This window comes from Nitratireductor lacus, assembly GCF_056431025.1.
The window spans coordinates 12,967-25,481 of sequence record NZ_JBWKMB010000024.1; the positions used below are offsets into that span (position 1 = coordinate 12,967).

At 59.6% G+C, this 12,515-nt stretch carries 10 protein-coding genes; 2 read left to right on the plus strand and 8 right to left on the minus strand.

What is annotated here, in order from left to right; translation table 11 throughout:
- Window positions 1-175: 175 nt before the first annotated feature.
- Window positions 176-1,216, plus strand: coding sequence for a DNA polymerase III subunit delta (gene holA / locus AC07E3_RS17935; protein ID WP_065817091.1), 1,041 nt, complete (start codon window positions 176-178; stop codon window positions 1,214-1,216).
- A gap of 133 nt (window positions 1,217-1,349) precedes the next feature.
- Here the strand turns inward: holA and AC07E3_RS17940 are convergent, their stop codons facing one another.
- The 5 genes from AC07E3_RS17940 to mnmE all read right to left on the minus strand — a co-directional run bounded on the left by AC07E3_RS17940 (window position 1,350) and on the right by mnmE (window position 7,196).
- Window positions 1,350-2,219 carry a ParB/RepB/Spo0J family partition protein gene (locus AC07E3_RS17940; protein ID WP_478363791.1) on the minus strand — a complete coding sequence of 290 codons (870 nt, stop codon included), beginning with the start codon at window positions 2,217-2,219 and terminating at the stop codon, window positions 1,350-1,352.
- 57 nt (window positions 2,220-2,276) lie between these two features.
- A complete protein-coding gene (locus tag AC07E3_RS17945; protein ID WP_336070918.1) occupies window positions 2,277-3,065 on the minus strand; it encodes a ParA family protein in 789 nt (262 codons plus the stop codon).
- A gap of 51 nt (window positions 3,066-3,116) precedes the next feature.
- The gene (rsmG, locus tag AC07E3_RS17950) at window positions 3,117-3,749 is read right to left on the minus strand and encodes a 16S rRNA (guanine(527)-N(7))-methyltransferase RsmG (RefSeq protein WP_223005646.1); all 633 of its coding nucleotides are present in this window, start codon (window positions 3,747-3,749) and stop codon (window positions 3,117-3,119) included.
- On the minus strand, window positions 3,749-5,620 hold the full coding sequence (mnmG, locus tag AC07E3_RS17955; RefSeq protein WP_478363794.1) for a tRNA uridine-5-carboxymethylaminomethyl(34) synthesis enzyme MnmG: 1,872 nt from the start codon (window positions 5,618-5,620) through the stop codon (window positions 3,749-3,751). The genes rsmG and mnmG overlap by 1 nt, the downstream gene beginning before the upstream one ends.
- Window positions 5,621-5,882: 262 nt before the next feature.
- On the minus strand, window positions 5,883-7,196 hold the full coding sequence (mnmE, locus tag AC07E3_RS17960; protein WP_478363796.1) for a tRNA uridine-5-carboxymethylaminomethyl(34) synthesis GTPase MnmE: 1,314 nt from the start codon (window positions 7,194-7,196) through the stop codon (window positions 5,883-5,885).
- A gap of 91 nt (window positions 7,197-7,287) precedes the next feature.
- Here mnmE and AC07E3_RS17965 point away from each other — a divergent pair, with 91 nt between their 5' ends.
- The gene (locus AC07E3_RS17965) at window positions 7,288-9,312 is read left to right on the plus strand and encodes a thioredoxin domain-containing protein (RefSeq protein ID WP_478363798.1); all 2,025 of its coding nucleotides are present in this window, start codon (window positions 7,288-7,290) and stop codon (window positions 9,310-9,312) included.
- A gap of 63 nt (window positions 9,313-9,375) precedes the next feature.
- On the opposite strand, the gene rho is transcribed toward AC07E3_RS17965, so the two are convergent.
- The 3 genes from rho to hemE form a co-directional block, all read right to left on the minus strand.
- The gene (gene rho, locus AC07E3_RS17970; protein ID WP_113153616.1) at window positions 9,376-10,641 is read right to left on the minus strand and encodes a transcription termination factor Rho; all 1,266 of its coding nucleotides are present in this window, start codon (window positions 10,639-10,641) and stop codon (window positions 9,376-9,378) included.
- A 187-nt stretch (window positions 10,642-10,828) separates the two neighbouring features.
- Window positions 10,829-11,359, minus strand: coding sequence for a protoporphyrinogen oxidase HemJ (hemJ, locus tag AC07E3_RS17975; RefSeq protein WP_336070905.1), 531 nt, complete (start codon window positions 11,357-11,359; stop codon window positions 10,829-10,831).
- Window positions 11,359-12,384 (minus strand): uroporphyrinogen decarboxylase, encoded by a 1,026-nt coding sequence (gene hemE / locus AC07E3_RS17980; protein WP_478363801.1) that lies wholly within the window; start codon window positions 12,382-12,384, stop codon window positions 11,359-11,361. Before hemE ends, hemJ begins: the two co-directional genes overlap by 1 nt.
- Between the last annotated feature and the right edge of the window lie 131 nt (window positions 12,385-12,515).

The following is a 12,515-nucleotide window of genomic DNA, read 5'->3' on the forward strand; positions in this document are numbered from 1 at the left end:
GAAATCCGCCAGGTTTGCCCGCACAGCCCTTTCTCAGCCGGATACTCCGCGCACACTCTTGCGTCCCTACATGAAAGAGCCCCGGGCAGATCCCGGGGCGAGCGGCCGGCGATCCGAACGCAGCCCGGCCTTTTTCACACGTGCCCTTGGCGATTCGCTGTGGTATCCAGCCGACATGGCACAGAAGAAAGCGCACGAAGTCGACCGTTGGCTTGCAAAGCCGGAGCAGGCATATCGGGTCATCCTGATATATGGGCCTGATCGCGGGCTTGTCAGTGAGCGCGCCAGGCGCTTTGCTGCGGGCACAGGCCTGCCGCTGGATGACCCCTTCACCGTTGTGCGCATCGAGGCCAATGAAGTAGAACAGCAGCCGGGGCGTCTTGCCGACGAGGCGCAGACCGTGCCGATGTTTTCGGATCAGCGCCTCATCTGGGTGAAAGGCGCAGGCAACCAGAAGGCGCTGGTCAGCGATGTCACCGCGCTCATCGCAGAGCCCCCCGCGGACTGCGCAATTCTCATCGAAGGCGGCGACCTTCGCAAAGGCTCTTCCCTGCGTTCGGCGGTCGAGCGTGGCGCAGGCGCCATGGCCCTGCCCTGCTACGCGGATGACGGGCGCGGCATCGATGCGGTTATCGACGAAACCCTTGGCGGCGCGGGCCTGAAAATCTCATTGGAAGCACGCCAGCTTCTCAAAGCCAACCTTGGCGGCGACCGGCTGGCGACACGCGGCGAGCTGGAGAAACTGACCCTCTACTGCGCCGGTGCCAGCGAGGTAACACCGGAGGACATCCGCCTGCTCATTGGAGACGTCGCGGGTCTGAGCAGCGATGAGGCGGTGGACGCGATTATTTCCGGCCGTTTTCAGGCATTCGACAGCGCGTTTCAGCGCTTTCTTGCTGCTGGAAACCCGCCTTTTCTCGTGCTCTCCGCAACGCTCCGTCAGATCCATGCCCTGCAGGTCATGAGGACCGCGATGGAAAGCAAGGGCGTGTCAGCCAGCGCAGCCGTTGCCGGCGCCAGGCCGCCGGTCTTCTTCTCGCGCCGCAAAACCGTTGAAAACGCACTGGGCCGCTGGAGCAGCACGGCACTGCAGAACGCCGCGGAGCGCCTGCAGGCGACGATCCTGCGCACACGCCAGAAGCCGGCGCTGGCCGGCTCGATCGCCCGCCAGGCACTGCTTGCCCTGACGGTCGAGGGTGCCCGCGGGCGCCGTTAAGCTGTCGGAAACCACATAAGACGTTGAATTGCCTACGCATCAGGCCTGCGAGGCTTACCTGCCGCTCAACGAATGCCGGGAACGGGATCGAGGATGATCGGCCCGGCGAAAGAGACCAGGCCGATCCCAGGCACTATTGCTGCAGAAGCCGGCACAGTTCGTCGAGCTGCTCCAGAGAGCGATAGGCGATCTTCATTTCCCCGCCACGCTCCTTGTGATTGATCACGACGTTGAGGCCGGTGCGGTCGCTGAGAAGCTTCTGCAGCGCCAGCGTGTCAGCGTCTTTCTCCTTCTTCGGCTGCCGCGGCGTTTTTTCCTCACTGCGCGGCGCAGCGGCCAGAGCTTCTGCCTGGCGCACCGAAAGTCCATCCTCGACGATACGCTGCGCGAGACCAACGGGATCTTCCGCCGTCACCAGTGTGCGCGCATGACCCGCCGACAGGGAACCGTCAATAATCAGATCGCCAATCGCGTCCGGCAGTTTCAGAAGCCGCAATGTATTGGCCACATGGCTTCGGCTCTTGCCGATAACCTGCCCCAGATCGGCCTGTGTGTAATTGTGCTCATCGATAAGCTGCTGATAGCCGCGCGCTTCTTCGAGCGGGTTGAGATCGGCACGCTGGACGTTCTCGATGATGGCGAGTTCCAGCGCGGCCTTGTCATCCACTTCCCGCAGGATCACCGGCACTTCCGTCAACCCGGCCCGCTGTGCCGCACGCCACCGCCGTTCACCGGCGATGATCTCGAAGCGGCCCGGCGCGTCGCCCGAGCGCACGACCACAGGCTGCACGATTCCATGCTCGCGAATGGACTGCGCCAGATCGCTCAGGTCGCTCTCGACGAACTGCCGACGCGGATTGCGCGGATTGGGAGAAACAAACTCGATTGGAACAGAACGGTCGGCACGCACCGCCTCTTTCTGCTCGGTTTCCGGCTTGTCCATCTCACCGATCAACGCGGCGAGACCGCGCCCCAGGCGCTTGCGTGAGGGATCTTCGTTCATGTCACAACACCATCAACCACAAAACTCAGTCTTCCTGCGAATATCTTCGCATCCATCTCATGCCGCCCGCAGTCGGCGCTCGCGGCGAATCACCTCCGACGCAAGCTGCAGATAGGCCTGGCTGCCGGAGCACTTCAGATCGTAGAGAATCGCCGGTTTTCCGTAGGATGGCGCTTCCGAAACGCGCACATTGCGCGGGATAATCGTTTCATAGACCGTGTCGCCCATATGTGCGCGGACATCCTCGACCACCTGATTGGCCAGATTGTTGCGCCGGTCGAACATGGTCAGCACGATGCCCTGAATGCCCAGATGCGGATTGATCGAACCGCGCACCTGCTCCACCGTTTCCAGAAGCTGACTGAGACCTTCAAGGGCAAAGAATTCGCATTGCAGCGGCACGAGGATCGAATCCGCCGCAGCCATTGCGTTCAAGGTCAGAAGGTTCAGTGAAGGCGGGCAGTCAACCAGCACGTACGAATACGGAATACCGTCTTCATTCAAGGCGTTACGCAATTTTAGAACGCGATCCGGTGCACTCGAAATCTCCATTTCGATGCCGAGAAGATCGAGCGTGGATGCCACGATGGAAAGGCCGGGAACCGCCGTTGCCATGGCCGCCTCCAGAACACCCGCATTGCCCGTTAGAACATCATAGGATGATATAAGCCGCTGCTGACGGTCGATGCCAAGCCCGGTGCTGGCATTGCCCTGCGGATCCAGATCAACCACGAGAACATTCTCGCCAATGGCAGCGAGCGCCGTGGCGAGATTGATGGCCGTTGTCGTTTTGCCGACCCCGCCCTTCTGGTTTGCGACTGTGATGATTCGCGTGCCGCTGTTCATCGCTGCTGCTACCCCGATCTGACCCTACTGGAAGGCTCTGCGGCAAGCCGGCTATCGCCGGAGCGGATTGCTCACTTCAAGAATGATGGCTGCCGCATCAACCTTATCTTCATGTTCTACCAGATCGAATCGCCACGTGTTACCGCTTTCTTCCACTTCCCGGCGGTAATCCCGTCCTTTGTGAAAGAGCGCCCGCGCGCCCTGCGTCAGCCAGGGCTCCGTAAGTTCGATAAGAAGCGGCAGAGGCGCGAGCGCCCGCGCTGTGACGATATCTGGCGCACCAATCGCATCATATGTGTCTTCAATCCGCCTTGCATGAACCCGTGGCGCAACGCCCACTTCATTCAGAGCGGACACCAGGAACGCCGCCTTTTTCCGATTGCTCTCAACGAGATGCACCTCGGCGCCCGGCTTTTCAGCCAGAAGAATCGCCATGACGGCACCGGGAAATCCACCACCAGATCCCACGTCGAGCCACTTCAGCGCATCGGGTGCGAGACGCAGCAATTGGGCGCTGTCAAGAATATGACGCTCCCAGAGATCGTTCAGCGTTGACGGGGCGGCCAGGTTGATTCGCCGTGACCAGCGCCGAAAAATCCCCTCAAATGCAACCAGACGATCAAATGTTTCACGTGAAACTGGCCCTGAAATCTCCAAAAGCCGCGAAAACCGCGCTGAATCCATCAGGCAGCGCCTTTCTGTGTTTCGAACTGGCGCAGACTTGCGATAATCAAAGCCAAAGCGGCAGGCGTCATTCCATCAATCCTTTGAGCATCGGCGATGCTTCGTGGTCTCCGGTCCTTCAGCTTCTGCTTCAATTCGTTTGAAAGTCCGGCGATCCCGTCAAATGTCAATTCAGCGGGAATGAGGCGCGCTTCCTCGCGCCGCAACATGGCTGCGTCATTGCCCTGACGTTCCAGATAAACGGCGTACCGCGCTTCCGTTTCAATCTTTTCCACCAGGCTTGATGGAATCTCGACCAGCTCCGGCCAAATCTTAATAAGCCGGCTTATATCCATATCCGGATAGGATAAGAGCTCGTAAGCAGAACGACGAACCCCATCCCTGTTGAGATTGATGTCATGCCGGGCTGCTTCATTCGGGCTCAAGGACCTGTCCTTTAGAAGCGAACGCGCAGCATCCATCGAACGCTCCATCTCCGTGAACCGCTTCTCCCGCTCCGCCGATGCAATGCCAAGCCGAAGGGCAAGCGGTGTCAGCCTCGTATCAGCGTTATCGGCACGCAGCGAAAGCCGATATTCCGCCCGCGATGTGAACATGCGATACGGCTCGCTCACACCCCGCGTTACCAGATCGTCAATCAAAACGCCGATATAGGCATCGGCACGGCCCAGCGTCACCATCTTGCTACCCGAAGCCGCGCGGGCTGCGTTGATCCCGGCCAACATGCCTTGCGCCGCCGCTTCTTCATATCCGGTCGTTCCGTTGATCTGCCCCGCAAGAAAGAGACCACGAACCTTTCGCGTCTCCAGCGTCGGCTCAAGATCGCGCGGATCGACATGGTCATACTCGATCGCGTAGCCTGGCTGCAGCATTACTGCCCGCTCAAGGCCGGGAATGGTCTTCAGAAGCGCGAGTTGCGCATCTTCGGGAAGCGATGTGGAGATACCGTTCGGATAGACCGTATGATCGTCGAGCCCTTCCGGCTCGAGAAAAATCTGATGGCCCTCGCGATCTCCGAACTTGACGATTTTGTCTTCAATCGAAGGACAATAGCGTGGCCCGATTCCATCTATCGCGCCGGAATACATGGCGGAGCGATGCAGATGCTGGCGGATCACCGCATGCGTTTCGCCGGTGGTGCGTGTGATGCCGCATTCGATCTGGCGGTTGGTGATCCGATCCGTCAACAGGGAAAAGGGTGTCGGGTCGTCGTCCGCCGGCTGCATGTCCAGCGAAGCCCAGTCAATCGTACGGCCGTCGAGACGTGGTGGCGTCCCCGTCTTCAGTCGCCCCAGGCGAAAACCCGCCGCTTCCATTGAAATCGAAAGCCGCTCGGCCGCCTGTTCGTTCATACGGCCCGCCGGGATCGTCTTCTCCCCAATGTGAATGAGGCCGCGCAGAAATGTCCCGGTTGTCAGCACAACGGAGCCGCAGGTCAGATAGCGCTCTCCGGAGACCACAACTCCGGCGATGCGGTCATCGCTGATTCGCAGTTCCAGCGCCTCCCCTTCAATCACTTCGAGGTCGGGCACTGCCCTGATCGCGCTTTGCACCGCATTGCGATAGAGCTTGCGGTCGGCCTGTGTGCGCGGTCCCCGCACAGCTGGACCCTTGCGCCGATTGAGGAGCCGAAACTGAATACCCGCCGCATCGGCAGCGCGGCCCATAATGCCGTCCAGGGCATCCACTTCCCGAACAAGATGTCCCTTGCCCAGCCCTCCGATTGCCGGATTGCAGGACATCGCACCAACGGTATCGAAGCGAAGCGTAACCAGCGCTGTTCTGGCACCAGAACGCGCGGCGGCGGAAGCCGCCTCTGCACCAGCGTGGCCACCGCCGATAACAATTACATCATAGCTGCTGTTCGTCATAATCCGATTCCATCGATGCCTGCACAGCGTGGAGAAATGCTATGGAAGCCCGATACTTCGCGGCGATTGGAGAGCGTCAGACATGTCTTTTTCTGGAGGAGCAGTCAAGGGATTTGCGAAGCTCTTTCGGTTTCACGTGAAACATTGTTGCGTAAGCGTCCGGACCTGACGCGTTTGTTTCACGTGAGTCACGCATCGATCAGGCAGACAGTGTTTCACGTGAGTCACCGATTTAAACTGGCTTTGCGGTGTTTCACGTGAGTCATTTCCCAATACAAAACTGCGAAAAGATGGTGTCCAGAAGATCTTCGACGTCGATTGTGCCGCTTATTCGTCCAAGCGCATCGCCTGCAAGCCGCAGCTCCTCCGCCCGAACTTCAAGCGGGAGGTTTGTTTGTCTCGCTGCCGTATCCACGTGTCCCGCCGCATCCAGGATAAGCTGCACATGCCGCTCCCGGAAAGGGAGTGCTTCACCGGCATTTGATGTCGCTTGCACAGCGAGCTCACGCATCTCGCTTAAAAGGCTATCAATACCCTCACCTGTATGGGCTGAGATGAGAAAGTCATATTGTCCCTGATGGTGTGTCTTGTCTGCCAGGTCCAGCTTGTTGCCTATCCGTCGATGCGGAATACCTTCCGGAAGCCGAACCCTGACCGGCGCATTGCAGTCTTCAAGAAGAAGGATGAGATCAGCCTCCCGGGCGCGATCGATCGCACGGTCAATCCCCAGGGCCTCGACCCTCCCGGGGTTCTCACGAATGCCGGCTGTGTCTGTCACGATCACCTTGACCCCACCTACATCCAGCACAGCCTCGAGAACATCGCGTGTCGTCCCGGGCTCTTCCGTCACGATGGCGATGTCTCGGCGGGCCAGCGTGTTCAAAAGGCTCGACTTGCCGGCGTTGGGCGCCCCAAGGATAACCACGCGAAACCCATCGCGGATGATCTCGGCAGTTCGGTACCCGGCGGCGTGACGTTCGAGCGAGCTCCGTAGCTCGGCGATCTCCTTCCATACACGTTCGGCGACCGAGCCCGGAACGTCTTCTTCATCCGAGAAGTCGAGTTCCGCCTCGATCATTGCCCGCGCATGGATGAGTGTCTTTCGCCATCCGTCATAAAGAGCCCTGTGCCGGCTTTCCGCGTTTGCCAGAGCAAAACGGCGCTGCGCCTCGGTTTCCGCGGAAATGAGGTCGGAGAGCGCTTCGGCCTCCGTGAGATCGAACTTTCCATTCAGAAAGGCGCGCCGTGTGAACTCGCCCGCCTCGGCAAGGCGAAAATCGGGATAGCCCGAAAGCGTCTCCAGAACGGCCTGCACAACAGCCCGCCCGCCATGGAGATGGAGTTCGCCACAGTCTTCCCCCGTAAAGCTCTCTGGGCCTGGAAAGAAGAGGACAAGAGATCGATCGAGAACGGCGCCCTGGCTGTCCCGCAATGTTCGCAGCGTCGCATGGCGCGGTTCCGGGAGTTTTCCTGCCAGAGCTTCGAGCGCTGAGCAGGTGCCGGAGCCCGACAATCGCACAACAGCGACGCCCGACGGCAACGCGCCGCTGGAAAGTGCGAATATGGTTTCTCTCATCTCATTTGCTCTCACGTCCAAAGCGCCCTACCGTGGCGCCAGTGTCAGGGCTAGATATTTTCCATAACGGTTCGATACGCAAGGAGCCCCAATGCCGCTGCCTGCAAAAAATCTTCTGGCTACCGAAGCCAGCCCCTATCTGCTTCAGCACCGGAATAACCCGGTTCACTGGAGGCCGTGGTCGGCAGCGGCCCTAAGCGAGGCGAGAGAAAGCGACAGGCCCATTCTCCTCTCGGTCGGCTACGCAGCCTGCCACTGGTGTCATGTGATGGCTCACGAGTCTTTCGAGAACCCGGAAATCGCCGCAGCGATGAACCGCTATTTCGTCAACATCAAGGTCGACCGGGAAGAGCGGCCGGAAATCGATCAGATCTACATGGCCGCGCTCTCCGCCATGGGCGAACAGGGCGGCTGGCCTCTAACCATGTTTCTCGACTTCGACGGAAAGCCCTTCTGGGGCGGGACCTATTTCCCGCCTGAACAGCGATACGGACGACCAGGATTTCTTCAGGTGCTTGAAGCCGTAAATGCTGCCTGGCAGGGCAAGCGCGCCGAACTTGTGAAAAGCGCGGGCGCGCTTGGCGCCCATGTGCAAGCCCGTCTCGCTCCAGCACCAGGGACGGCAGGATCACCGCAGGAAATCCTGCAAACTCTCGCCGGCAACATCCACGCAATGATCGATCACGAATTTGGCGGTCTGCGCGGGGCGCCCAAGTTTCCCAATATCCCCTTCATGCGCGTCCTCTGGTTGAGCGATGACCCCGCTCACAGGACCGCCGTGGTGGAAAGTCTGACGTCGATGCTCGCAGGCGGCATCTACGATCATGTGGGTGGCGGCCTTGCACGTTACTCCACCGACGACAAATGGCTCGTCCCGCATTTTGAAAAAATGCTGTATGACAACGCCCAGCTTCTGCGCATGTTGTGTTGGGTCTACAGCGATACGCGCAATGCGTTGTTTCGGATACGAATCGAAGAGACGGTGGGTTGGCTTCTCCGCGAAATGAGGGTTGAAGGTGGTGCCTTTGCATCCAGCCTCGATGCCGACACCGCCGGGGTTGAAGGACAGACCTATCTCTGGACGGAAGCACAAATACGCAGCGCGCTCGATAGCAGAGCCGATGGTTTTCTCGAAATCTTCTCACTGGCACAGCCCGAGAACTGGGAAGGAAACCCGATACTTCACCGTCGCGGCCACGCGCGCTATCTCGGCGACCAGAAGGAAGCAGAGCTGCGCGCCATGCTGGACACGCTTCTCTCTATAAGAAACGGGCGGGATCAACCCGGACGGGACGACAAGGTTCTAACAGACTGGAACGGGCTCGCGATTGCGGCGCTCGCCGATGCAGCGCGATTGCTCGATCGGGCCGAGTGGCTGGAGGCAGCGCGCGGGGCTTTTCGTTTCGTATGCGAATCGATGGAGGACGGCCGCCTTTCACACAGTTCCCGTGGCGGCAGAGCGGTGTTCCCTGGTCTTTCGAGCGACTATGCCTGCATGATCTCTGCCGCCGGAGCACTTTATCAGGCGACCGCTGAGCCCGCACTCATGGGTCAGGCACGCGCCTGGGCACGCGAGCTGCAAACCTGGTACTCGGACGATAGCGGAGAAGGATATTATCTGACCGCGAGCGACGCGACTGATGTCCCCATGCGCATACGCGGCGACGTAGACGAGGCCATACCGTCCGCCACGAGCCAGGTCATCGAAGCTCTGCTGGCGCTATCCATTCTTTCCGGCGACGAACCGGACAATCGGGTCGCGAAGGTGGCGCAGGCAGCGCTCGGTCGCGCAACCACGCAGACTTATGGTCAGGCCGGCATTGTCTATGCGGCAACATTGGCTCAGAACGCGGCCAAACTCATAATGGTTGAGCCGAAGAGAGACCCTGTTTTTGTTCCGGTAGCGAATCGAAACCTGGATCCCAGGCGGTTTGATGTTGTGGTGGCTGATGGCAGCGCGCAGAAAATGCCGGGCGATATAGCCATCGATTCTCAGCGGCCGGCTGCGTATCTCTGCATTGGGCAGACATGCCTGCCACCATTCCGCGAGCCAGACAAACTCGAAACCGCCCTGCGCGACGATCACCATCCGGAAATCATGGTAAACAAAAGATAAAGGCGGCACCGGGATGCCGCCTTTCAATTTCAGATATCGACTGACCGGCCGTCAGAACCGCAATCAGGTGTTCATCGAATCGAAGAACTCCGAATTGGTTTTGGTCTGCTTCAGCTTGTCGTTCAGGAACTCGATGGCGTCCGTGGTGCCCATCGGCGCCAGAATGCGGCGCAGAACGAAAATCTTCTGCAGATCCTGGCGCGCGATGAGGAGGTCTTCCTTACGGGTGCCGGACTTGAGAATGTCGATGGCCGGGAAGATGCGCTTGTCGGCGACCTTGCGGTCGAGCACGATTTCCGAATTGCCCGTTCCCTTGAACTCCTCGAAGATCACTTCGTCCATGCGGCTGCCCGTATCGATGAGCGCGGTCGCGATGATCGTCAGAGAACCGCCCTCCTCGATGTTGCGTGCCGCGCCGAAGAAGCGCTTCGGACGCTGCAGCGCGTTGGCATCGACACCGCCGGTCAGAACCTTGCCGGAAGACGGCACCACCGTGTTGTAGGCGCGGCCCAGACGCGTGATCGAATCGAGCAGGATGACCACGTCGCGGCCATGCTCGACCAGACGCTTCGCCTTCTCGATCACCATCTCGGCGACCTGCACGTGGCGAGAAGCCGGCTCGTCGAAGGTGGAGGAAATCACCTCGCCATTCACCGAGCGCTGCATGTCGGTCACTTCTTCCGGACGCTCGTCGATCAGAAGAACGATCAGGAAACATTCCGGGTGATTCGACGTGATCGAATGGGCGATGTTCTGCAGAAGAACCGTCTTACCCGTACGCGGCGGCGCAACGATCAGGCCACGCTGGCCCTTGCCGAGCGGCGCCACGAGGTCGATCACGCGCGCCGACAGGTCTTTCTTCGTCGGATCTTCGATTTCCATGTTCAGCCGCTCATCGGGATAGAGCGGGGTCAGGTTGTCGAAATGGATCTTGTGGCGGATCTTCTCCGGATCCTCGAAATTGATCGTGTTGACCTTGAGAAGGGCGAAGTAGCGCTCGCCTTCCTTGGGGCTGCGGATCGGACCCTCGACCGTATCGCCGGTTTTCAGCGAGAAGCGGCGAATCTGCGAGGGGGAGATGTAGATATCGTCGGGACCCGGCAGATAATTGGCTGTTGCCGAGCGGAGAAAGCCGAAGCCATCCTGCAGCACTTCGACGACACCCTCACCGATGATCTCGATATCCTGGGTGGAGAGCTTCTTTAAGATCGCGAACATCAGCTCCTGCTTGCGCATGATGCTGGCGTTCTCAACCTCAAGCGATTCTGCGAACGCAATGAGATCGGTTGGCGATTTGCTTTTCAGCTCTTGGAGTTTCATTTCCTGCATGTGCGGACTCTGGAAAGGCAACGGAAAAGGTGGAGGTAGGCGTATTTGAAGCCGGCCGGTTTCACTCGAAACGGAAGATATTCGTGGAACCGGACTAAAAGGAAGGAACCATCTCTTACCGCCGTCTCTGCCAAAGGGCAAGACGACTTTCCCGGTTCCATGTCATGGGCGGTCTTCGAAACCCGTATCAGAAGGGTTTGACGATAACAAGGATGACGATGACGATCATCAGAAGCGTCGGCACTTCGTTCATTATACGCCAATGACGCGCCGGCTTCGTGTTCTGGTCGGCGGCAAACCGGCGCACGGCGGCGGAGAAATAGCCGTGCACGCCCGACATCGCCACCACCAGCGCAATCTTGGCATGCAGCCATCCGCCGGAGAAGCCGAAGCCGCTCCACGCAAGCCACAGGCCGAGCACCCATGTGACCATCATCGCCGGGTTGATGATCAGCCGTAAGAGGCGCCCTTCCATGATCTTGAAGGTCTCGGACGTCTCCGATCCCGGCGCGGCATCCGCGTGATAGACGAAGAGACGCGGCAGGTAGAGCATGCCCGCCATCCAGGCGATCACCGCGATCACATGAATGGCCTTGGCCCAGAGATAAAAACCGGACGGATTGTAGAAAAACAGAAGCGCTGTCAGGGCGATAAAGATCGCCAGCGCCGCGAAAGCCCTGCCTGCAGCCTTTTTGCCGCCCGTGTCGCCCGCAGCCATCACTCGGCCTCCCGAATTCGTTTCAGCATCGCTTCCACATGCTCAACCGGCGTCTTTGGCGTGATGCCGTGGCCAAGGTTGAAGATGAACGGCCCATGCCGCAGCGCCTCCACAATGGCGTCCACGCCCTCGTGGAGCGCCTCTCCGCCGGCAATCAGCCTCAGCGGGTCCAGATTGCCCTGCACCGCCCCCTCGGCCTGCAGGCGGCGCGCTGTGCCCAGAGGAACCGTCCAGTCGAGCCCGAGTGCCGTCACGCCCGTCTCCCGGCGATAGCCCGCGTAAAGCGCGCCTGCTCCCTTCGGAAAGCCGATGATCGGTGTGTCGGGGTGCTTTTCCCGCACCTTCGCCACCATCCGCGCCACCGGCTTCACGCACCACCGCTCGAAAGAGAGCTCGTCGAGAACGCCCGCCCAGGAATCGAATATCTGCACGGCATCGGCGCCGGCATCGATCTGGCGGATGAGATAATCGGCGGAACAGTCCGCAAGGCGGTTGATCAGTGCGGAAAAGGCCTCCGGCTGCTCAAGAGCGAACATGCGGGCCGGTGCCTGGTCCGGCGTGCCATGCCCGGCAATCATGTAGGTCGCCACCGTCCAGGGCGCTCCGCAGAACCCGAGCAGTGTCGTTTCATCGGGAAGCTCCCTGCGAAGCCGCCGCACCGTCTCGTAGACCGGAGCCAGATGATCGTGAAAACCCGATGTCTCAAGCTTTGCGATACCGCTCGCATCGATGGGCGTCAGAAGCGGACCCCTGCCCTCCTCGAAGCGCAGATCGCGACCCAGCGCGTGCGGCACGACGAGAATATCGGAAAAGAGGATCGATGCATCAAAGCCGAAACGTCGGATCGGCTGCAATGTCACTTCCACTGCCAGATCGGGGTTGTAGCAGAGATCGAGAAAGCTCCCTGCCTGTTTCCGGATTTCCCGGTATTCCGGCAGATATCGTCCTGCCTGGCGCATCATCCAGACGGGAGGCGGAAACACCGTCTCGCCTCTAAGCACATCAAGGATTTTCCGCTGCCCCATCAGGCTGCTCCACAGTCAGGATTCAAAAGATAATTACAGATCTGAAGATTCTTCTGATTCTTAGACTCTGTTTGTAATGTGGATTCAAATCTGTCCACGGTTTTGCGCATCGCAAGCCCGGTCTTATTGCC

Excerpts from the sequence above, each read along its gene's own strand:
- rho (WP_113153616.1), bottom strand. The coding sequence starts at position 10,641 with ATGCAGGAAATGAAACTCCAAGAGCTGAAAAGCAAATCGCCAACCGAT.
- rsmG (WP_223005646.1), bottom strand. The coding sequence starts at position 3,749 with ATGGATTCAGCGCGGTTTTCGCGGCTTTTGGAGATTTCAGGGCCAGTT.
- hemE (WP_478363801.1), bottom strand. The coding sequence starts at position 12,384 with ATGGGGCAGCGGAAAATCCTTGATGTGCTTAGAGGCGAGACGGTGTTT.
- hemJ (WP_336070905.1), bottom strand. The coding sequence starts at position 11,359 with ATGGCTGCGGGCGACACGGGCGGCAAAAAGGCTGCAGGCAGGGCTTTC.
- AC07E3_RS17945 (WP_336070918.1), bottom strand. The coding sequence starts at position 3,065 with ATGAACAGCGGCACGCGAATCATCACAGTCGCAAACCAGAAGGGCGGG.
- mnmG (WP_478363794.1), bottom strand. The coding sequence starts at position 5,620 with ATGACGAACAGCAGCTATGATGTAATTGTTATCGGCGGTGGCCACGCT.
- AC07E3_RS17965 (WP_478363798.1), top strand. The coding sequence starts at position 7,288 with ATGCCGCTGCCTGCAAAAAATCTTCTGGCTACCGAAGCCAGCCCCTAT.
- mnmE (WP_478363796.1), bottom strand. The coding sequence starts at position 7,196 with ATGAGAGAAACCATATTCGCACTTTCCAGCGGCGCGTTGCCGTCGGGC.
- AC07E3_RS17940 (WP_478363791.1), bottom strand. The coding sequence starts at position 2,219 with ATGAACGAAGATCCCTCACGCAAGCGCCTGGGGCGCGGTCTCGCCGCG.
- holA (WP_065817091.1), top strand. The coding sequence starts at position 176 with ATGGCACAGAAGAAAGCGCACGAAGTCGACCGTTGGCTTGCAAAGCCG.